Origin of the sequence: Stappia sp. P2PMeth1 (assembly GCF_900185735.1) — a bacterium.
Taxonomy (GTDB): Bacteria; Pseudomonadota; Alphaproteobacteria; order Rhizobiales; family Stappiaceae; genus Stappia.
This window is the reverse complement of sequence record NZ_FYAW01000035.1, coordinates 231,798-252,459: the sequence shown is the minus strand read 5'-3', so window position 1 is coordinate 252,459 and position 20,662 is coordinate 231,798. Positions and strand designations below refer to the sequence as shown.

Sequence of the window (20,662 nt, the reverse complement as noted above, 5' to 3'; positions counted from 1 at the left end):
TCAACGGTTTTTGTATACAAGAGAGGAATCATTGCATAAAATCCGGGAATGGATGCTTCGCCAAACACCCCCAAACCCGCCCCCCGCACGGCCCAGGTCCTGCGGGAAGCGCTGGAATACGACATCGCGACCGGTGTTTTCACCCCCGGAACCCGGCTCGACGAGGTGTCGCTCGCCAAGCGCTTCAACGTCTCGCGGACGCCGATCCGCGAGGCGCTGATCGCCCTGTCCGCCTCCGGCCTGGTCGAGATCCGGCCGCGACGCGGCGCCTTCGTCCAGGAGATCGGCGTCTCGCGGCTGATCGAGATGTTCGAGGTGATGGCGGAGCTGGAGGCGATGTGCGCAAGGCTGGCCTGCCGGCGGATGACCGCGGCCGATCACCGGGACCTGCTGGCAGCGCATGAGGCCTGTACGCAGGCGGCCGACGCGGGCGAGCCCGACGCCTATTTCTATGCCAACGAGACGTTCCACGACACGATCTATCGCGGCAGCGGCAACAGCTTCCTCGCCGAACAGGCGCGGGCGCTGCAGAACCGGCTGAAGCCCTATCGGCGGCTGCAATTGCGGGTGCGCAACCGGGTCGGCAATTCGCTGAGCGAGCACCAGACGATCGTCGATGCGATCCTGGCCGGCGACGATCGCAAGGCGGAAAGCGCCCTGCGCTCGCATATCCTGATCCAGGGCGAGCGGTTCAACGACTTCGTCGCCTCGCTCGTCCGGGCCGATGCGGCGCAGGCGCGCCGCGTGATGGCTTAGGGGCGGCGCAGGCGCGCCGCGTCAGGGCACACAAGAGCCGGGAAACGGCTCAGGCGCTGGCCGGCGCCTTGCTCAGCACCACCACATTGGTGTGGGTCGGCACCCGCTCGAACAGGTCCATGATGTCCTGGTTCCACATGCGGATGCAGCCGGACGAGGCGCTGCGGCCGATGCTTTCCGGCTCCTTGGTGCCGTGGATGCGGTACAGCGTGTCGACGCTGCCCTGCCACAGGTCGAGGGCGCGGGCGCCGAGCGGGTTCTGCGGCCCGCGCGGATAGCCGTCCTTCCAGTACTTCTCCAGATGCGGATTGCGGTCGATCATCTCCCGCGGAGGGCGCCAGAGCGGCCACACGCGCTTGACCCGCACCTTGGCCTCGCCCGACCAGGCAAAGCCGGCCTTGCCGACGCCGATGCCGTAGCGCAGCGCCTTGCCGCCCGGCAGGGTCCAGTAGAGGAACTTGCCGTAGGGGTCGACGATGATCGTGCCGGCCGGATGGCGGGTGTCGTAGTCGACGACCTGGCGCCAATACTTGCGGTCGAACTTCTTGTAGGCGAGCGCGGGAACCTTGAAATCGTAATCGGTCACCGCCGCATAGGCCGAGGCGTAGTCGAAATCCTCGCCCGGCAGCGGCGGTCCCTTGGCGAGGCCCGGGGTGACGGGAAGGCCGGTGGTGGCGATGCCGTCGCTCTGGCAGGCGGCAAGCGCCAGCGGAGCGCCGACGAGAAAGGCGCGGCGGCTGAGCCGGATCGGGCTGCGGTCGGGTGTTTCGGCGTCCATGCGTATCAATCCATGCTCCGGTCTGGTGCTTCGCCCTGCGCCCCGCGAAGCTCCTGCCTCAATATCCGATCGGCGCCCCGTTCGCGAGTGCAGCCGCGCAACGGCCGGCCACAATTCCGATAAATGTGGCGTGATGACGCTGCCGCTGCGGGAGAACCGGCCGCTTTCGCTTGATTTGGCCGGTGCAATAGCGGAAGCCATAGACGGCGAAGCTCCAAGCGCGACAGGGACCATGCACAAACACAAGACCAATGTGCCGCCCGTCTCCCCGCCGATGCGCGGCAACCTGAAGTCGACCGTCGCCGAGACGATCGCGCTGCGGATCCTGGACGGCACCTATCCTCCCGGCGGAACACTGCCGACGGAGGCCGACCTCTTGGGCAGCCTCGGCGTCAGCCGCACCTGCCTGCGCGAGGCGCTGCAGATCCTGGTCGGCAAGGGGCTGATCACCTCGCGCCCGAAGCACGGCACCAGCGTCCGCCCGGAACTGGACTGGAACTATCTCGACGACCAGATGCTGGCCTGGCGGCAGAAGGTGGTGCCGCAGGGCCAGTTGCTGGCCGAACTGGTCAGCATCCGCGAGATGGTGGAGCCGGAGGCCGCCGCGCTGGCGGCGCAGAACGCCAGCGAGGAGGAGATCGCGGCGATGCGCGAGGCGCTGGACGCCATGGGCCTTGCCGACGGCAACCGCACGCCGGCGACCCAGGCCGCCGATGTCCGCTTCCACCGGCTGATGCTGACCGCCAGCGGCAATGCGCTGCTGTCGGGCCTCGGCGCCTGCATCGAGAACGCGCTGCGGGCCTCGATCCGGATCACCTCCGATCCCGGCGTCAGCGACCCGATCGCCCTCGGCCAGCATGCCAAGGTGCTGGACGCGATCGCGGCGCGCGCGCCGGAGCAGGCACGCGAGGAGATGCGCAAGCTGATGGGGATGACGCGCGCGCTGCTGACAAGGGTGAAGGCTCTGGACTGAGACAGGCTTTCCGTCCTAGGACGGTGCCGAGCCGCGCAGGCAACAGGCAGCGCGGCCGCAGGCTGCCGGCGCATGGCCGCAGCAAAATCGCGATACAACCCCGACCCGGACACCCATGGCCCCTCCCCTTCTCCACCTTCGCGACATCGCCCTGACCTTCGGCGGCACGCCGCTCCTGACCTCGGCCGAATTGCAGGTCGGCGAAGGCGATCGCATTGGCCTTGTCGGGCGCAACGGCTCGGGCAAGTCGACGCTGCTGAAGATCGCCGCCGGGCTGGTGGAGGCCGATCACGGCGAGCGCTTCGTGCAGCCGGGACGGACCATCCGCTACCTGCCGCAGGAGCCGGACCTGTCCGCCTATGCCACCGTGCTCGACTATGCCAGCGGCGGGCTGGCGCCGGGCGACGACCCGTACCGGGCGCAATACCTGCTCGACGTGCTCGGCCTGACCGGCCGGGAGGCGCCGGCGCAGCTTTCCGGCGGCGAGAAGCGGCGGGCGGCGCTCGCCCGCACGCTGGCGCCGGAGCCGGACATCCTGCTGCTCGACGAGCCGACCAACCATCTCGACCTGCCGGCCATCGAATGGCTGGAGAGCGAGCTCGCCTCGATGCGCTCGGCCATCGTCCTGATCAGCCACGACCGGCGGTTCCTTGCCGATCTGACCCGCGCCACCGTGTGGATCGACCGGGGCATCGCCCGGCGGCTCGACAAGGGCTTCGCCCATTTCGAGGCCTGGCGCGACGAGGTGTTCGAGCAGGAGGAACGCGACCAGCAGAAACTCGCGCAGAAGATCAAGCGCGAGGAACACTGGATGACCTATGGCGTCACCGCCCGGCGCAAGCGCAACATGCGCCGGGTGCGCGAACTCGCCGACCTGCGCGCCCAGAAGAAGGACCATCGCGGGCCGCAGGGCACGGTCAAGCTGACGGTCGGCGAGATGGAGGTTTCCGGCAAGCGGGTGATCGAGGCGCGCGGCATCTCCAAGGATTACGGCAGCGGGCCGGTGGTGAAGGATTTTTCGCTCCGCATCCTGCGCGGCGACCGGGTCGGCCTCGTCGGTGCCAATGGCGCCGGCAAGACGACGCTCTTGAAGCTGCTGACCGGCGAATTGCAGCCCGACAGCGGCGAGGTGATCCTCGGCTCGGGGCTGACCATGGTGACGATGGACCAGTCGCGTGAGACGCTGAAGGACGAGGACACCGTCGCCGAGGTGCTGACGGGAAGCGGCGGCGACACGGTGATGCTGCCGGACGGGCCGCGCCACGTCGTCTCCTATATGAAGGACTTCCTGTTTGCGCCCGAGCAGGCGCGCACGCCGGTTGCCGCCCTGTCGGGCGGCGAGCGCGGCCGGTTGATGCTGGCGCGGGCGCTGGCCCGCTCGTCGAACCTTTTGGTGCTCGACGAGCCGACCAACGATCTCGACCTGGAGACGCTGGACCTGTTGCAGGAGATGCTGTCCGACTATCCCGGCACGGTGCTGCTGGTCAGCCACGACCGCGACTTCCTCGACCGGGTGGCGACGTCGACGGTCTTTGCCGAGGGCGGCGGGCTGTGGCGCGAATATGCCGGCGGCTATTCCGACATGGTGGCGCAGCGCGGCGAAGGCGTCTCGGCGCGCAAGGGCGCGGGCGACGCGGGCAGCGCCAAGCCGTCAGCGGCGAAGGAGAAGCCCGCCGAGGAGCGGGCGAAGAAGAAGTCGCGGATGAGCTTCACCCAGCAGCACCAGCTCAAGACCCTGCCGAAGGAGATCGAGAAGCTGGGCAAGGAGATCGGCAAGCTGCAGGGCGAGCTGGAGGACCAGACCCTCTATGCCCGCGACCCGAAGCGCTTCGATGCGCTGATGGCCAAGCTCACCGAATTGCAGACCAAGCTCGCAGCCGCCGAGGACACTTGGCTGGAGCTGGAGATGCTGGCGGAGGAAGAGGCGGCGGACTGAGCCCGCCGCTTTGTCGCTACAGCAGCAGCGCGACGGCGGCCCAGATATAGAGCGGCATGGGGGCGGCGCCCCACAGCAGCAGCCAGGGCCAGAGGACCGGCCGGACGGTGTCTTGCGTGCTGATGGGCGTGCTCATGCGATGCTCTCCGCGATGTTCCACAGGGTGAGAAGGACCACCGCCGCGATGCCGATGGTGAAGCCGTATCTGGCGGCCCGGAACAGCGCCCGGCCGGTCGCGTCCAGCACCGGCACGCGCCCGGCGGCGCGGTCCTCGCGCAGGGCGACGGTGAGCGCCGCGAGATAGACGGCGAAGAACAGGACGGTGGCGACTTCCGCGCCGATGACGATGAGGCCGACGGTGCTCATGTGCGCTCTCCCTTGGCGAGGATCGGCGGCAGGCCGGAGATGGCGAATTCCAGGCTCTGCGCGATGCGGCGCGCCCGCTCCATGAAATAGGGGACGGCGTCCGGATGGGGGGCCGTGTCCTTCAGGACCTCTTCGAAATGGCCGAGCCAGATGGCGAAATGCCGGGGCTCGAGGCCCGTCAGCTTGACATGCGCGGGCACCGGACGGCCGCTGTAGCGGCCGGCATTCATCGCGACCGAGGCCCAGAAATCCTTCATCTTCGCCAGGTGCGGCTGCCAGTCGCCGGCGATCTCGGCCTCGAAGATCGGGCCGAGTTCGGGATCGCGGCGCACGCGGGCATAGAACGTGTCGACCAGCACCGAGATATAGGCGTCGTCGATGCCGAGCCGGGCGGCTGCGGCCCGGATCTCGGCCCGGCGCTCGTCGGCGCTGCGGATGCGGATCTCGCTCATGCGGCTTCTCCCACCAGAATGTCCTTCAATCCGGCATTGCCGGAAACGAGGTCGTGGATCGTGTACTCGTCGAGCACGGCGAAGAAGGCTTCGCGCGCCCGGAACAGCGCCGGCTTGAGCTGACAGGCCGGGGTGATGCGGCAGGTGCCGTTGCCGCCGGGAAAGCAGTCGACCAGCGCGATCTGCTGCTCCAGCCGGCGGACGATCGCGCCGACCTGGATGCGATCGGCGGGACGGGCCAGCCTGAGGCCGCCGCTGCGCCCGCGCACGGTCTCGACCAGCCCGGCATGGGCCAGGGCCTGGGCCACCTTCATCAGGTGGTTCTTCGAGATGCGGAAGGTCTCGGCCACATCGCCGATGGTGACGAGCTCGCCGTCCATGACGGCAAGATGCATCATCATGCGCAGGGCGTAGTCGGTCTGCAGGGTCAGGCGCATGCATCTCTCCATATGATGCATTTCATATACCTGTTTTAGCCCTGCGGTTCAACGCGCCCCGCCCCGAAACGGGCCGAGGCGGGCTGCGACAAAGCGACCGGGGAGCGGCGAACCGGGGAGCCGGGACCTGGAGCAGGCCGCCGGCCGTGGTCAGAAGGCGCTGTCCTTGAGCAGCACCTCGCCATCCGCCATCAGGCGCAGCGGCGCCGAACGGCCATCGTCGGCGACGGCCACCACCAGACGGACGCGGTCGGCCGGCATCCGCTCGATCTCGATCCCCTGCCCCTCCGGCACGAAGAAGGTTTCGAGGCCGTAGTCGACGCGCAGCGCGCCTGAGGCCGATGCGGGCACACCGGTGACCCGCCCCTTCAGGGCGATGCGGCCATCGCCGGGCGGCGCCGACAGCACGGCAACGGCGCGGGAAATTCCCTCATCGTCCGGCTCCACCACCACCCAGACCTCATCGCCGCTCGCAAGGCCCTGCGGCACGCCGGCCTCGGGCAGGACCTGGCCGATCTCGGGATTGAGGATGACATAATCGCCGCGCAGCAGGTCGCGCGGATCGATGGGGCGCAGCGCCAGGGTGACCTCGCGGCCGAACCAATGGACCTGCAGACGGTCGGCGAGCGGCAGACCGATCAGCACCAGTTGCAGCACGGCGACAAGGCCCCAGCGGGTCCAGGGAGAGGCAAGCAGCGCGCTCATCGTCCGCCCTCCCCGGTGGCTGCGGCCCGTTTTCTGAGGCGTCGTGCGGAGATGATCGCCACCGCCACCAGCAGCAGGCCGGCGACAAAGAAGAACACCGACTGGCCGAGCAGCGAGCCGACGGTCTCGTAGAGCAGGAAGAGCAGCGCGACCGCGAGGCCGAAATTGCCGGCGAAGCTCCAGGCCGAGAGCGAGGCGGCGGAGCCGGCGGCGCTGACCGCAACCAGCGCGGCCAGGGTGAGCGCGGCGAGCAGCACCGTGTCGCCCGGCAGGAAGACCAGCACGAACGGAGACGCCGCCGCAAGCACCGCCGCCGCCGCGACCGCGCGCAGCGGCCGCGATCCGGGCGACGCGACGCCCTGCCAGACGAGGCCGGCAAGCATGACCGCGAGGGTCAGGTGCAGCGGCCAGACATGCGGGATCTCGATGGCGACCTCATCCGATGCGGTTTCGGTGAAGCCGATGACCAGCGTCAGCACGACGGTGCCGACCAGGACCAGGATGCCGAAGCCGGAGGCCGACTGGGCGAGCGCCATCAGATCCGCGCGGCGACCGGCCACCAGGTGCTCGGCCGCCCCGTGCTCGGCGCCGGACAGGACATAGCCCCAGACCGCCAGCAAGGCGCCGAACGCCGTGCCCATCGGCAGGATCGAGAATTCCATGTCGCTGGAGGACAGCAGGTAATTGGTGTCGAGCCAGGCGGCGAAGAGCCAGCCATAGATGCCCGCGAACAGCAGCAGCACCGACCAGCGGCCGGCAAAGGAGGTCATGCGCGCCACATGGAGGAGGCAGGCCAGCAGCAGAGCCAGGGCAATGGCGACCTGCGCCCATGTCGGGCGCGGCGGATCGCCGATCCACCACAGCCAGGCAAGGGACGCCACCGCCGCCGCCACCAGCGAGGCGCGCGAGCCGCAGAGCCAGGCAGCCGCCAGTGCGCCGCAGGCAACCAGCAGGGCGCCGCCCGGCCAGTCCGAGGGCAGATGATAGATCTGCCCGACCAGGGCGAGACCGCAGACGAAGACGAGGGTTGCGAACATGGTCGCAAGATCGGCGACCGCGCGCAGCCCGCGCGCCGCCATCGCCGCCGCAAAGCCATGGGCGGCCAGCAGCAGCGCCGCGATGCCGACCAGCTTGACCGCGCGCGGGATCACCTCCCAGTTGGCGGCGACGAAGGCGGCGACCGCAAGCGCGAGGCAGATGGTGCCGATGCCGGCGAACAGCGCTGGAAGGCGCGACCAGCCGGACGGCGCCTCGCCGATCTCGGCCCGGATCTTCGCCAGCCCCTCAGTGCCGATCCAGCCATTGGCGGCCCAGCGGGCAAGATCCGTTTCGAGCTGCTTCAGGTAGCCTGCACGGTTCATCAAGTCGTAGCCCTTCCCGTCGGGAGTGAGGATCGCGGTCGTCGGACCTTCATGAGGACGGATCGCCCCGCCCGTCAAGTCGCAACGGGTCGCGCACGCGCGCGGCAACGGCCGGCCCGCAGTCCCGTCCAGCGCTCACAAGGCCGCCGACAGGACGAACCAGACGAGGACGGCGAGCGACCCGCTGGCCGGAACCGTGACCATCCAGGCGCTGACGATGGTCAGCACATGGGCGCGGCGGACCAGCATGCGCCGGCGGATGTCGGCGGCCTCGCCCGCCTCGGGCCGGGCGAGCAGGTCGGCGGGATTGGCCGCTGCCCGCGCGCGGCGCTCCCGGTTCATGTACCATTCGCGGTAGAAGCCGACGCCGAACACCGCGCCGACCGCCGTATGGGTGGAGGAGATCGGCAGGCCGGCGGCGCTGGCGAGCAGCACCGTGGCGGCGGTTGCCAGCAGCACGCAGAAGGCGCGGATCGGGTTGAGGCGGGTGATGCGCTCGCCGACCATGCGCACCAGGCGCGGCCCGAACAGCAGCAGGCCGAGCGAGATCCCGAGCGCCCCGACCACCAGCACCGGCAGCAGCAGCACGCCATCGGGCGCTCCGACCCCGTCCTCGCCGAGAGCGGAGAAGATAGCGGCCACCGGCCCGACCGCGTTGGCGACATCGTTGGCGCCGTGGGCGAAGGAGAGGATCGCCGCCGCAACCACCAGAGGCGGGCGGAAGAGATGGCGCAGCGACTGGTTCCTGTCGTCGAGCCCCCGCGCCGCCCGGATCACCGCCGGGCGCGAGATCGCATAGGCAAGCCCGGCGGCCACGGCACCAAGGCCGAGGACCGGCAGGGCGCCGGCACCGCGCAGGGCCGGCAGTCCGACCAGGATCAGATAGAGCGTGAACGTGCCGGCCATCGCCGCGAAGATCGCCGGCAGCCAGCGCCGGGCCGCCGCGAGACGGTCGCTCCTGCGCAGGATGAAAGTCTTGATGAAGGCCAGCAGCAGCGCCGCCGCAACGCCGCCCAGCACCGGCGAGACCAGCCAGCCGGCGGCGATCGCCGTCAGCGTCAGCCCGTCGAGCGCCACGGTGCCGGCCGCAACCAGCCCTGCTCCGACGACCGCACCGACCACGGCGTGCGTCGTCGACACCGGCGCGCCGATCATGGTGGCGAGATTGATCCACAGGGCGGCGGCGACGAGCGCGGCGAGCATGGCCAGCGGAAAATCCTGCGGCCGGGCGAACTGTTCGGCCGAGACGATGCCGGAGGAAATGGTCGAGACGACACCGGAGCCGGCCAGCAGCGCGCCGGCGCTCTCGCACAGGGCCGCCAGCACGAGGGCACTGCCCATGGTCAGCACGCGCGCGCCGACCGCCGGCCCCATGTTGTTGGCGACATCGTTGGCGCCGATGTTGAGCGCCATGTAGCCGCCAAGCACCACGGCCGCGGTCAGCAGGAACCAGTGCGAGGTCTCCGCCAGCAGCAAGGCGGCGAGACAGCCGACGAGGACGAGGAAGAGAACGCCGAAGCCGAGCGTCACATAGGAGCGCGACAGATAGGTGGTCGCTTCCTCGACATAGGTGAACTTGTCGAGGTCCTTGTCGAGGGTGGTGCGGATCCTGGCGGGGTTCCTGTCGCTCATGGCGCCATGCTGCGCCGGGCAAATGACGATTTGGCGACGTCCGCGATCAACCGTGGCAGCAAGCGCGTCCCCCGCCCCCGCAGGCGCGGACGCGCCTCACCGCAACTCCTCCAGCAGCCGGGCATTGCCAAGCAGGCGGGACAGCTCCGGCTCGTGGACATTGCGGGCGGCCTCCGCCGGATCGAACCAGCGCAACTCGCGCTGTCCCTTTTCCGGCCAGTCCTGCGCCGCGCCGGCGACAGCCAGCGGAAACACCTGCACGCGCACGCGGCGGCGCAGCCCATTGTCGAGAAGCTTGCGATAGGAATAGCTGCCGAGCGGCTCGCTGCCGACCCGGCCGGACAGGCCCGCCTCCTCCCAGGCTTCCGCGGCCGCCGTCTCGCTCAGCGAGCGGCCCTTCTGCGGCCAGCCCTTGGGCAGGACCCAACGCCCGGTGTCGCGGCTGGTGGCCAGCAGAACCTGCAGACGCCCCTCGCCATCGCGCCGCCAGGGAAGGGCCGCGACCTGCACCGCCTCCGGCTTGCCGCCGAGCCACAGGCGCAGGGTCTCGATCACGCGGGACATGCGCGCGGGCGCCTTGGGTACGGTCGGAACTGCCAGGGCCATGGCAACAAGCCCCCTTCGATCACTTAGCCTTTGACGAATCGCATAGAATCAGGAAGCCGTCGAAATAACGAGGCTTCGTTTCTAGATAGGATGCATCGCTGTGCATTGCAAGAAAAAGGCGCACATATTACGCCTTTTCACTTGCCTGCGATCCCTCTGACCCGTCGTCCGCCGCGCCGCGTCCGCCCCGGTCCGCCGACCGGTCTATCCTTCGGGAGTATGCACGATCTCGCGGGTTTCGCGGAACCGGATATCGGGATTCTTCTCACCGACATAATTTACCTCCCAAGAGTTCTTGAAAAGGTAAACGGGGCGGTCGTCCCGGTCTTCCGCGACGCTGGCGCGGTTGCTGTCGAGGAACTTGCGCAGCTTGAGCTCGTCGTCGCATTCGATCCAGCGCGCAGTGCTGTAGGGCGCGGCCTCGAAGCCGATTTCCGTCGCATATTCGTTGCGCAGGCGGTCGACCACCACATCGAGCTGCAGCACGCCGACGACGCCGACGATCCAGTTGGAGCCGATCTGCGGCTTGAAGATCTGGACGAGGCCTTCTTCCGCAAGGTCCATCAGCCCCTGGCGCATCTGCTTGACGCGCATCGTGTCGGCCAGGCGCACGCGCCGCAGCACTTCCGGAGCGAAGGCCGGCAGGCCGGTGACATGGATTTCCTCGCCCTCGGTCAAGGTGTCGCCGACGCGGAGCTGGCCATGGTTGGGCACGCCGATGACGTCGCCCGGATAGGCGGTCTCGGCAAGCTCGCGCTCCTCGGCGAAGAAGAAGATCGGCGCGGAGACGGCGATGGTCTTGTTGGCGCGCACATGCTTCAGCTTCATGCCGCGCCGGAAGACGCCCGAGCACAGGCGCACGAAGGCGATGCGGTCGCGGTGCTTGGGGTCCATGTTGGCCTGCACCTTGAAGACGAAGCCGGTCACCTTCGGCTCTTCCGGGCGGATGACGCGGGTCGTCGCCGGCTGGGCATGGGGCGCCGGGCCGAAGCGGGCGATGAACTGGATGATCTCCTCGACGCCGTAGTCGCGCAGCGCCGAGCCGAAGAAGACCGGCGTCATGTGGCCTTCCAGGAAGGCCTCGCGGTCGAAGGCCGGATAGGCCTCGGAGCCGAGCTCGACATTCTCCTGAAGCTCGGCGAGCACGGTCGGGAACACCCGCTCGGTGAGTGCGGGATCGTCGAGGCCGGCGACGTCGATGATGGTGTCGAAGCGGGTGCCGCGCCCTTCGGACGAGGTGAGGAAGCGCTTCGCCTGCCAGTCATAGACGCCGAAGAAATCGGAGCCCATGCCGACCGGCCAGGTCATCGGCACCACATCGAGGGCCAGCGCCTCCTGGATCTCGTCCAGCGCCTCCAGCGGGTGGCGGCCCTCGCGGTCGATCTTGTTGACGAAGGTGATGATCGGGATGTCGCGCAGGCGGCAGACCTCGAACAGCTTGCGCGTCTGCGTCTCGATGCCCTTGGCCGCGTCGATGACCATGATCGCCGCGTCGACGGCGGTCAGCGTGCGGTAGGTGTCCTCCGAGAAGTCCTCGTGGCCCGGCGTGTCGAGCAGGTTGAAGGTGATGCCGTCGCGCTCGAAGGTCATGACCGAGGAGGAGACCGAGATGCCGCGTTCCTGCTCGATCTTCATCCAGTCGGAGCGGGCCCGGCGGCGCTCGCCGCGCGCGCGGACCTGGCCAGCGGCGCGGATGGCACCGCCGGAGAGCAGCAGCTTTTCCGTCAGCGTCGTCTTGCCGGCGTCCGGATGCGAGATGATGGCGAAGGTCCGGCGCGACAGGTGGCTTGCCGCGTCCGGCGCCGTGTCCCGGCCGCCGTCGGCCTGGGCTTCGGTGAGGCTCATGCGCTCTCCATGGAATTTCGTGGCGTAGTGCCGGTTGCGGCCCGCTTTCGTGGGCGAAGGCCCGCTTTCGTGGGCGAAGGTCTAATCGCTTGCGCCGGCAAATTCCAGTGCCGCTTGCGCATGGCCGCGTTACCGCCCATAGCTGGCGGCTCATGCGAAGCCCTTCCCCCGCAACTGCCCCAATGCAGGATACCCCTTAATGACGCTTTCGCGAAAAGGCGCCCTCCCCCTTCTCGCCGCGCTCGCGCTGATCGTGCTGACCGCCGTCATCCTGCTGGCGATGGGGCGGGTGCCGATCTGCACCTGCGGCGAGATCAAGCTGTGGACCGCCGACGTCTCCTCCGCCGACAATTCGCAGCACATCTCCGACTGGTACACGCCCTCGCACATCATCCACGGGATGCTGTTCTACGGGCTGTTCCACCTGTTGACGCCGCGGCTCTCGATGGGCTGGCGGGCGGTCGGCTCGATCTTCATCGAGGCGGCATGGGAGATCGTCGAGAACAGCCCCTGGATCATCGACCGCTACCGGGAAGGCACGATCGCCGTCGGCTATACCGGCGACAGCGTGCTGAACTCGGTCTTCGACGTCCTGTGGATGCTGGTCGGCTTCTGGCTGGCGCTGCGGCTGCCGATCTGGGTGACGGTGCTGCTGGCGATCGCCATGGAGCTGGTCGCCCTCGCCGTCATCCGCGACAACCTCACCCTCAACGTGCTGATGCTGGTCTGGCCGGTGGAGGCGATCCGCGAGTGGCAGCAGGCGCTCTGAGCGCCGAGACAGCAAACGAAGGCCAAGGAAAGGATCCCATGTCGTTCGTCACAGGCTTGGTGCTGGCCGCCATCGGCGGCGGTGCGGCAACCGCCATCGCCGTCCATGATTTCTTCGAGGGCGAAACGCTGGTCGCCGATCTCATCCGCGCCCGCAGGCTGGCGCGGCGCGACATCGCCGAGCTGGACCGCACGGCGCAGGCGGCCGAGGCGCGCGGCCCGGTGGTGACGCTGACGACGATCCCGAGCCGCATCGCGCATATCGGCATGACGCTGAAGAGCCTGCTCGACCAGTCGCTGCCGCCAGCGGAGATCCGCCTCAACGTGCCGCATCACTCGCGCCGGGAGAACTGCGGCTACGAGATCCCCGACTGGCTGGCGGGGCTCGCCACCGTCACCATCGTGCGCTGCGAGGATTTCGGCCCGGCGACGAAGCTGTTTCCAAGCCTCACCGCCCTTGATGCGAATGCCGCCATCGTGGTGGTGGACGACGACCGGATCTATCCGCCCGACTTCCTGAAGGTGCTGGCGCGCGAGGCCGAGGCCGATCCGGACGCCGCCCTCGGCCTGTCGGGCTGGGTGGTGCCGGGCGACTTCACCGACCGGCCGACGACGGTGCGCACCAATCTCTACATGCTGCCGCCGGCGCCGGTCCGCGCCCGCCGGCTGCGCCAGCGCTACGAGATCGACATCCTGCAAGGGTTTTCCGGCTATCTGGTGCGGCCGCGCTTCTTCCCCGACATGGAGGGGATGCTGACCCATCGCGGCGCCCCGCCGGCGGCGTTCTATGTCGACGACGTGTGGATTTCCGGACATTGCGCGGCGCGCAAATATGTGGTGCCGGCGGCGCGGGCGGGGTTCCAGCTCTTCACCCGCCAGTCGTTCTACCGCGCCAACAGCCTGGGTAAGGTCAATCGCGGCGAAGGCACGCCAGAGAGCCGCAACAACACCATTGTCATCCGTCACATGGCGGATCGCTGGACGGTGGGCGGCCATCGACTGGCCGCAGGCGCCGACACGCCGCGCTGACCACTGAGGCGATCTCGCCGGCAAGCCCGGGCGCCCTCGACAGGAAGCGCTTGGCCGCCGGATCGAGCGCGCTCAGCCGGCGGCCGATCCATGGCAGGCCGGAGACGAAGCCGACGCGGGCGCGCACGTCGAAGGCGACGACATCGTCGTGGAGGGCGATGTGGTGGGGCGAGGCCAGCGCCGCGAGACGCGCCAGCGGATGGTCGCTCTCGGCCGGCTCCTCGCTGTAGCCGTCCGCATCGAGACGGGTGATGCGGCGGAGCTCGGCGCCCTGTCCGTAATAGGTCAGGTTCTTCTGCATGACGCGCAGGAGGCCCGTCTCGTCGCGCAGGATGCTGCCGGCGCCGCGGCCGAAGCCATGGCTGCCGTCGGCGAAGAGGTGCGCGCCGTTCACCGGGTGCGGCTCGAAGGCGCCGGTCAGCAGATCGTCGCTGCGATACAGCGCCAGCGTGCGCGCGCCGCCCTGCCCCGGCGGTCTTTCGCAGGTGAGCAGCCACCAGGCGCCATCATGCCGGAACAGCGCGCTGTCGACGGCATCCACGCGCTCGAAGATCCGCCGGACGCGCCGCCAGCGGTCGGGGAAGCGCTCGCAGACATAAAGGTCGAGCGCCTCCAGCGCGCAGGTCTCCGGCAGCATGTAGAGCGCGCCGTCCGCCTCGAAGAGGAAGGGATAGGAGGCGTGCTCGCGCAGCGGCAGGACGGGGATGAGAGGACCGGGGCGCAGGTCCTCGCCAAGCTCCATGGCGATGAGGCGGCCGAGCTGCTCCGGATAGCGGAATTCCTCGACGAAGAGCCAGAGGCGGCCGTCGCGGCGCCAGAGGAACGGGTCGGCGTAATAGCTGAGCGCCGGGCACGGCACCGGCGTCGGTACGGCATCGCCCGCCCGCATCACATAGGTGCGGAAATTCTCCTTGGGCCAGCGATGCAGGCCGAGGATGCGGCGGCGGTAGAAATCCTGCCAGCGCAGGTTCGCCCGGTCGCCGGCCTTATAGAGCCGGTACCACAGGCGGGCGAGCGGATCGCTCCAGCGCGGACGGGCCGGGTTCAGCTTGTTGCGCGAGCTCATCCAGCGCACCGGACGGGGCGAGCTGATGTCGATGTCGCCCTCGTTCAAGACCAGGCGGCCGGCGGCCTCGGCCTGGAACAGCAGGATCGACAGGATCGCCTGGTCGGCGTTGTGGCTGTTGTCGCGGGCCGCCGGAATGAAGACCTTTGGGTCGAGCGCCAGCTCCGCCCAGTCGATGAGAAGGTCGCGAGCCGTGGGCTGTTGCAGATCGAAGCCGACCACCCCGCCGACCCGGATGCGGCGGTCGAGAAAGGCCGGATCGACGCCGAGCCGCTCGCGGATCGACACCGCGCAGCGCTGCGCCAGGTTGGACTGGCCCGACAGGGTGTAGACGCCGTGGCGGGCAAGCTCGGCCAGCGGTTCGGCGAGCGCGTCGTGAAACAGCGTCGCGCTGTCGAACCAGAAGATCCGGCCGCCGAAGCGCTCCGCCGCGTCGGCAATCACCAGCGGCTTCCAGGCATAGGTTCCGGTCGCGGGCGCCACATGGGCGGGATAGGGCACCAGGCTGAAGGGCAGGAATTCCGCGAAGGGAAAGCGCGCGGCAAGGCGCGCCCGCTCGCCGGGCTCCAGGCCGAGATCGTAGACGGCGATGCGCGCGTCGGTGTGGAGCCCGTGCGCCTGCACGCTGCCCAGATATTGCGCCAGCGTCGGAGCGAAGGCGGCATCGGCGGCGGTAACGAGGGTGAGCGACATGAAAGGCCCCGGGCAAGCGCGGCGGGCGGCGGACGCCGCCCCGGCTGGTCCGTTCATGTCGGAGAAGGGCGGCAAGCGCAAGCGCGCAGGCCGCGCGCCCGCGTTTGCCTGCGATTGCCTGCGGGAGAGGCATCCCGCCGCGCCGAACTGCGCTATAGTTAACGCAACGCAAACGGGGAATCAGCGGGGGCCGGATCGGCAATGAGCGCGCAGGTCATTACCGTCGCGTCGCTGAAAGGCGGCAGCGGCAAGTCGACTTTGGCCAGTTGCCTTGCCGTCCACTGGCAGGCACGTGGCTGGAAGGTTCTGCTGATCGACGCCGATCCGCAGCATTCGGTGCTGCGGCTGGCGGGGCGCGAACAGGCGCTCGGCGGCCTGCCGGTGATCGGGCGCGCCGACCGGGACGTGTGGAAGGCGGTCAAGGAGCAGGCCCGCGACCACGACATCATCCTTGTCGACACGCCGGGCTTCGACAGCGAGATCACCGCAGCGGGCCTTGCGGTCGCCGATCTGGTGCTGATCCCGGTGAAGCCCTCGCCGCTCGACGTGGACCGGATGACCGATACGGTCGGCCTGCTGATGGCCGGCGTCCAGGGCTGGGCGCCGACCTTCCGCTGCGTGCTGACGCAGACGACGCGCGGCAGCGTGATCGCCCGCCACATCCGGGCCGAGCTGGAAGAGGCCGGGTTCCCCTTGCTGCGCCAGGAGTTGCAGAACCGGGTGTCCTATGCCGAGGCCGCGCTCTATGGCGCGACGCCGACGCTGATCCAGCCCGAGGGGGCGGCGGCGCAGGACGTGCGCGAGCTTGCCGACGAGGTCGAGGCCCTGCTGGCAACGCGAAAGGCGCGCAGCGCATGAGCCGCAAACTCCCCAGGACACTGCAGCGGACCATCCACGACATCCGCCGGGAGATCAATGCGGCCGACGCCGAGGAGGCAACCGGGCAGGCAGCCGAGCCGGCAACCGGGGGGCAGGCAACCGGGGGGCAGGTAGCCGGGCAGAATGCCGATCCGGCACTCGATGCAGCGTCCGACGCGGCCCGGCCCGATGCCGGCGGCCCGGCGACGGCGGAAACGCCCCGGCAGGCAGAGCCCGCCGGCACCGCGCAATCGGCAGCAGGACGACCCGAAGACGCCCCGATTCCCCCCACCCGGGCCCTCAGCACCCGCCCGCCCGCCGGACGGGACCTGCAGCGGATCCGGGCACGGCTGATCATCGAGCGGCATTCAACGCTGGCGGGACTTGCCGGCTTCGTGCCGCTGCCCTGGGTCGACCTTGCCGCCGTCGCCGCCCTCGTCGCAAGGATGCTGCGGGAGCTGTCGCGCTGCTACAGGGTGCCGCTCGACCGGGACCGCAGCGCCCGGATCACCGCGTCGCTGCTCGCCGGCGTCGGTGCGCCCGGCATCGCCAGCTTCACCACCACCAGCCTGCTGCGCATGGCGCCCGGCCCCAATCTGGTCGGCATGACGGTCACCGCCGCCTCCGCCGTCGCGCTGACCCGGGTGATCGGCGACGTGTTCCTCGAGAAGCTGGAGCGGGGCGAGCCGGCGGACGGCGGCGACCACCGGGCCTAAGCGGCCCGCGCGCCTCCCTTGCCCGGCCGGAGAGATCGCCGAAGCGCTCGTCGTCGCTGTGCCAGCCTTTCCTTTTTTCGTTCGACAGAGTACCGTTTCATCGGAATTTCGCAGAGAGCGTTCAGCCTGCATCTGGCGGCAACATTCGAACCTTCGCGCGTCAGGCGCCTTCGGACACATCAGGAGACTTTGGATGGCCAGCAAGACCCCCGCCGGGAAGACCGCCGCCGAGAACGACAGCGACGTCGACAGCAGCATCGAGGCCGCTGCAGCCGAGACGGCAGCCGAGGACATCGCGGCGGACGAGGCGCCGGCGGCCGCGGCCCTTTCCGACGACGACATCACCCGTCACCTGACGGCCGAGAACCTCACCAAGGACTATGTGATCGCCTCCGTCGCGGTCAGCATCGTGCCGGTGGCGATCTTCGACATCGCCGCCGTGGTGGCCATCCAGCTCCGGATGATCCAGAAGCTCTCCCAGCTTTACGACAAACCGTTCTCCGACAAGCTCGGCCGCAAGGTGGTCTACGCGCTGGCGGGCGGCGTGCTCGGCTATGGCGCCGGCTATGCGGTTGCCGCGAGCGCCACGAAGCTCATTCCCGGCATCGGCTGGATGGTCGGCATGGTGTCGCTGCCCGTGGTGGCCGGCGCCTCGACCTATGCGGTCGGCCGTTCGATCGCCCGGCACTATGAGGATGGCGGCTCGCTGCTCGACTTCGACGCCAGCAAGATGCGCGCCTTCTACAAGGAGCAGTTCGAGAAGGGCAAGGACGTGGCCAAGCGGGCGCGCGACCGGGTGCGCAGCGGCGCCGAAGAGGTTGCCGAGACGGTGGAAGAGGCCACCGCCAAGGCGTCCTGAACGTCCTGAGATCGAAGCCCCGCCCCAGGCGGGGCAGGCAGGTCCGTCCGATATATCGCCGCGACGCTCGAAAGAGCGTTCGCGGCGACTTTGTCTTGACTCTGGGGCGACGCTCGCAAGAGCACTCGTGGCGATGTCGTTCAGGCTGGCAGCGTTCCCGACCGGTCGGTGTCGGGATCTTTGCTCAGAGGGACGGGGCGCTCAGAGGGACGGGGCGGCGGGGCGCGCGGGCGCGGGATCACGCGCGGCCGAAAACAGGATTATGCGCGAACCTGATCGCGGCGCGATCACAGCCGGCCGGGCCGGCGGCGTTCCTCGCGCCGGCGCCCCGAAGCCGCCCAGCGGTCGGAGGCCAGCAGCACGATGATCCCCACCACCGGGCTGAACAGGAACGAAACCAGGAAATTGCCGACGAAGCCGAAGCGGGTGTCCCGCCCGAGCATGCCGATGATCCAACTGGCGATGACCCAGATGAACAGAACCCAAGGATTGACGAAGATCGTCATGGCACGGCGCGCTCCCTGTTGGCGGCGGGATCGGGCACGAGCGTTCCTCCCTCATCGCCTTTCACAAGTTCCTGGGACGACCACTCCAGCGGCTTGCGATAGCCGGCAACGGTCCGGAACCGGGTGCCGTCGTGGCGCACGACGAAGACCTCGGTGTCGGTGATCAGTCCACTCGTATCGAACACGATCTTACCCGTAACGCCCTCGAACGGCACCCCGTAACGGGCGACTTTCAACGCATCGGACACCTGCCTTGGATCGAGAGTGCCCGTCCGCTCGCTCACGTCGCGCAGCAGCATCACCGCATCGTAGCCGAGCGCGGCGCTGAGATCCGGCGGCTCGTCATAGGTCAGCATGTATTCGTTGACAAAGGCCGTGGAGAGGTCGTCGACGCTCTGGCTGTCGAAAATCGACACGCCGACCACATCCTTCATGTTCGCATGACCGACATGCGCCTCGATCATGTTGGAAAACATGTATTCCAGCCCCAGGACCGGCTTGTTGATGCCCAGTTCCCGCGCCCGCTTGATGAAATCGGCGGTATCCAGGGTCATCGCGGAGGCAACGAAGAAGGCGTCGTAATCGGCGGCGCCGAACAGCTTGTTGTCCAGGATGAACATCAGCAGTTGGTCGACCGACCGGTTGTGCCCCGGCAGGAAGCCCCGGAACACCAGATCCCCGCCCTGCAGGGCGGTGACCGCGCTGAAGAAGTCGCCGGCCTCCTTGCCGTAGTCGCTCTTGTCGGTGAGCACGACGAAGCGTTGCAGCCCGGCGCCGAGCGCATAGCGCGCCACCATCTCGGTGTTGTCCCTGTTGTCCGGCTGCAGCGCGAACAGCAGGGAAAAGCCGTGATTCGTCAGCGCCGATGCCGTCGCATGGGTGGCGACATAGAGAACGTCGTTGCGGTTGTAGATCGCGCTCGCGGTGATCGCCGTATCGGACCACTCATGCCCGATGACGGCAAAAAGGCCCCTCTCCTTCACCACCTTGCTGGCAAGGCGCATGGTTCTGACCACCGTCGCCTCGAACCCGCCTTCGCCGAACGAGACCTCTTCCTGGAACAGCAGCAGTTCCAGATCCTTGCCGAGAATGCCGCCCAGCGCGTTGACATGGGTCGCCGCGAGCCGGGCGCCATTGGTGAAGCTGTTGATCTGGCTCTCGTCCGCGTAGACCAGCGCGATCTTCGCGGTGTCCGAACTGTCGCCGAAAATGATCTCGTGATAGGCGGCCATCCGCTCGGGCAGGGAGATCCCGCTGACCGCGACGATCACGGCGACGAGGCCCAGCCATGCGGCAATCACGCCCGCAGCGACAGGCAGCCAGCCAGGCCGGCGCACCGGACCGATCTTCCTCGCGACGGGCGGCCTCGCCATCGCTCTACCTGTCGCCGCCGAGAATCAGCGGCAGGCCGTCCTTGCCCGCGCCGATCACGACCGTCTTCGCATTGGGCGAGGAGGCGAGGTCCCTGGTCGCCTGCACGCCCTGCCAGCGCAGCAGGTCCTCCGTCAGGCTCTGCTTGACCACGTCCTGGTAGCGGCGGATGCCTTCCGCCTCGATGGCCTTGCGCTCCGCCTCCTGCTTCTCGATGCCGATGCGGTATTGGTAGGCCTTCTCCTCCTCCAGAAGCGTCAGCTTGCGCTCGACGGCGAGGCGGATGGCCGGCGGCAGCTCGACATTGCGCACCAAGACGTCGTCGACGACCACATAGCGATCCTCGACATTGGTCAGGCTGTTGACGACGATCGATTCCAGGAACCCGCGCCGGCTGGTATAGACCTCTTCCGGCGCATACTGGCCGACGGCCCGGCGCAGCACTGCCTCGGTCTCCGGGAACACCACCTTGTCGAGATATTCCGGCCCGACCGTGACATGCAGCAGCGGCAGCAGCCGCAGATCCGGCTTGTAGCGGATGGCGATCTCCAGGCTGACCGGCAAGCCGCCCTGGGTCAGCAGGTGGTACTGGCGCTGTTCGGTCTGCAGGCGGACGTTGTAGACATACATCCGGTTCCAGGGCCACATGATGTGGAGGCCCTCGCCATAGATGTTGCTCATCTCCGTGCCGGAAACCCAGCGGTAGAGAACGCCGGCCTCGCCGGAATGAATGGTGACGACCACCCTGTTCCAGAGCGTTACCAGCCCGACGCCAAACAACAGCAAGACCAGCAAAGTATAGATCTGGACCCGTCGCTGGCGCTCGCTGCGAAGAAACTCTTCATAGTCTTCGAACTCATCGTCCAGCGCCATTCGGCCGACTCGCCATTTTTTACGGTGAACAGTGCGGCAGTATAGGGCCAGCCCCGCCGCGGTTCCAGCCTGCTAT

At 68.5% G+C, this 20,662-nt stretch carries 21 protein-coding genes; 8 read left to right on the top strand and 13 right to left on the bottom strand.

What is annotated here, in order from left to right; translation table 11 throughout:
• Window positions 1-48: 48 nt before the first annotated feature.
• Complete coding sequence (locus P2PM1_RS20905; RefSeq protein ID WP_186400389.1) at window positions 49-756, top strand: GntR family transcriptional regulator; 708 nt, start codon at window positions 49-51, stop codon at window positions 754-756.
• A 49-nt stretch (window positions 757-805) separates the two neighbouring features.
• Here the strand turns inward: P2PM1_RS20905 and P2PM1_RS20900 are convergent, their stop codons facing one another.
• Entirely contained in the window at window positions 806-1,534 is a 729-nt protein-coding gene (locus P2PM1_RS20900) for a L,D-transpeptidase (protein WP_186400388.1), read from the bottom strand.
• Between the two features lie 232 nt (window positions 1,535-1,766).
• On the opposite strand from P2PM1_RS20900, the gene P2PM1_RS20895 reads away from it, so the two are divergent.
• Together P2PM1_RS20895 and P2PM1_RS20890 are read left to right on the top strand one after the other, a co-directional pair.
• Window positions 1,767-2,507, top strand: coding sequence for a FadR/GntR family transcriptional regulator (locus tag P2PM1_RS20895; RefSeq protein ID WP_186386709.1), 741 nt, complete (start codon window positions 1,767-1,769; stop codon window positions 2,505-2,507).
• Between the two features lie 115 nt (window positions 2,508-2,622).
• Entirely contained in the window at window positions 2,623-4,443 is a 1,821-nt protein-coding gene (locus tag P2PM1_RS20890; protein ID WP_186400387.1) for an ABC-F family ATP-binding cassette domain-containing protein, read from the top strand.
• 132 nt (window positions 4,444-4,575) lie between these two features.
• Here the strand turns inward: P2PM1_RS20890 and P2PM1_RS20885 are convergent, their stop codons facing one another.
• The 8 genes from P2PM1_RS20885 to P2PM1_RS20850 form a co-directional block, all read right to left on the bottom strand.
• Window positions 4,576-4,809, bottom strand: coding sequence for a hypothetical protein (locus tag P2PM1_RS20885; protein ID WP_186386707.1), 234 nt, complete (start codon window positions 4,807-4,809; stop codon window positions 4,576-4,578).
• The gene (locus P2PM1_RS20880; protein WP_186400386.1) at window positions 4,806-5,261 is read right to left on the bottom strand and encodes a group III truncated hemoglobin; all 456 of its coding nucleotides are present in this window, start codon (window positions 5,259-5,261) and stop codon (window positions 4,806-4,808) included. Before P2PM1_RS20880 ends, P2PM1_RS20885 begins: the two co-directional genes overlap by 4 nt.
• Window positions 5,258-5,698: an Rrf2 family transcriptional regulator gene (locus P2PM1_RS20875; RefSeq protein ID WP_186386705.1), complete on the bottom strand. Its 441-nt coding sequence runs from the start codon at window positions 5,696-5,698 to the stop codon at window positions 5,258-5,260. Before P2PM1_RS20875 ends, P2PM1_RS20880 begins: the two co-directional genes overlap by 4 nt.
• A gap of 150 nt (window positions 5,699-5,848) precedes the next feature.
• Window positions 5,849-6,403: a GDYXXLXY domain-containing protein gene (locus P2PM1_RS20870; RefSeq protein WP_186400385.1), complete on the bottom strand. Its 555-nt coding sequence runs from the start codon at window positions 6,401-6,403 to the stop codon at window positions 5,849-5,851.
• Window positions 6,400-7,764, bottom strand: a complete 1,365-nt coding sequence (locus tag P2PM1_RS20865; protein WP_244301586.1) for a DUF2157 domain-containing protein — start codon at window positions 7,762-7,764, stop codon at window positions 6,400-6,402. The genes P2PM1_RS20870 and P2PM1_RS20865 overlap by 4 nt, the downstream gene beginning before the upstream one ends.
• 135 nt (window positions 7,765-7,899) lie before the next feature.
• The gene (locus tag P2PM1_RS20860) at window positions 7,900-9,396 is read right to left on the bottom strand and encodes an inorganic phosphate transporter (protein WP_186400383.1); all 1,497 of its coding nucleotides are present in this window, start codon (window positions 9,394-9,396) and stop codon (window positions 7,900-7,902) included.
• A gap of 96 nt (window positions 9,397-9,492) precedes the next feature.
• Entirely contained in the window at window positions 9,493-10,002 is a 510-nt protein-coding gene (locus P2PM1_RS20855) for an NUDIX hydrolase (RefSeq protein ID WP_244301584.1), read from the bottom strand.
• 204 nt (window positions 10,003-10,206) lie between these two features.
• Complete coding sequence (locus P2PM1_RS20850) at window positions 10,207-11,847, bottom strand: peptide chain release factor 3 (protein WP_186400382.1); 1,641 nt, start codon at window positions 11,845-11,847, stop codon at window positions 10,207-10,209.
• A 199-nt stretch (window positions 11,848-12,046) separates the two neighbouring features.
• On the opposite strand from P2PM1_RS20850, the gene P2PM1_RS20845 reads away from it, so the two are divergent.
• Entirely contained in the window at window positions 12,047-12,616 is a 570-nt protein-coding gene (locus tag P2PM1_RS20845; protein ID WP_186400381.1) for a DUF2585 domain-containing protein, read from the top strand.
• Between the two features lie 38 nt (window positions 12,617-12,654).
• Window positions 12,655-13,644 (top strand): hypothetical protein, encoded by a 990-nt coding sequence (locus P2PM1_RS20840; protein ID WP_186400380.1) that lies wholly within the window; start codon window positions 12,655-12,657, stop codon window positions 13,642-13,644.
• On the opposite strand, the gene P2PM1_RS20835 is transcribed toward P2PM1_RS20840, so the two are convergent.
• Window positions 13,571-15,403, bottom strand: a complete 1,833-nt coding sequence (locus P2PM1_RS20835; protein WP_186400379.1) for a hypothetical protein — start codon at window positions 15,401-15,403, stop codon at window positions 13,571-13,573. The two genes, P2PM1_RS20840 and P2PM1_RS20835, sit on opposite strands and share 74 nt — an antisense overlap.
• Window positions 15,404-15,604: 201 nt before the next feature.
• Here P2PM1_RS20835 and P2PM1_RS20830 point away from each other — a divergent pair, with 201 nt between their 5' ends.
• The 3 genes from P2PM1_RS20830 (at window position 15,605) to P2PM1_RS20820 (ending at window position 17,836) form a co-directional block, all read left to right on the top strand.
• The gene (locus P2PM1_RS20830) at window positions 15,605-16,261 is read left to right on the top strand and encodes a ParA family protein (protein WP_186400378.1); all 657 of its coding nucleotides are present in this window, start codon (window positions 15,605-15,607) and stop codon (window positions 16,259-16,261) included.
• Entirely contained in the window at window positions 16,258-16,977 is a 720-nt protein-coding gene (locus tag P2PM1_RS20825; protein WP_186400377.1) for a DUF697 domain-containing protein, read from the top strand. Before P2PM1_RS20830 ends, P2PM1_RS20825 begins: the two co-directional genes overlap by 4 nt.
• A 193-nt stretch (window positions 16,978-17,170) precedes the next feature.
• Entirely contained in the window at window positions 17,171-17,836 is a 666-nt protein-coding gene (locus P2PM1_RS20820) for a YcjF family protein (RefSeq protein ID WP_186400376.1), read from the top strand.
• 287 nt (window positions 17,837-18,123) lie between these two features.
• Here P2PM1_RS20820 and P2PM1_RS20815 read toward each other — a convergent pair whose 3' ends face one another.
• The 3 genes from P2PM1_RS20815 to P2PM1_RS20805 are packed head-to-tail and all read right to left on the bottom strand — an operon-like array spanning window position 18,124 to window position 20,586.
• A complete protein-coding gene (locus P2PM1_RS20815; protein ID WP_186386693.1) occupies window positions 18,124-18,342 on the bottom strand; it encodes a hypothetical protein in 219 nt (72 codons plus the stop codon).
• A complete protein-coding gene (locus P2PM1_RS20810; protein ID WP_186400375.1) occupies window positions 18,339-19,715 on the bottom strand; it encodes an ABC transporter substrate-binding protein in 1,377 nt (458 codons plus the stop codon). The genes P2PM1_RS20815 and P2PM1_RS20810 overlap by 4 nt, the downstream gene beginning before the upstream one ends.
• Before the next feature lie 4 nt (window positions 19,716-19,719).
• Window positions 19,720-20,586, bottom strand: coding sequence for a prohibitin family protein (locus tag P2PM1_RS20805; RefSeq protein ID WP_186386691.1), 867 nt, complete (start codon window positions 20,584-20,586; stop codon window positions 19,720-19,722).
• Window positions 20,587-20,662 lie beyond the last annotated feature (76 nt).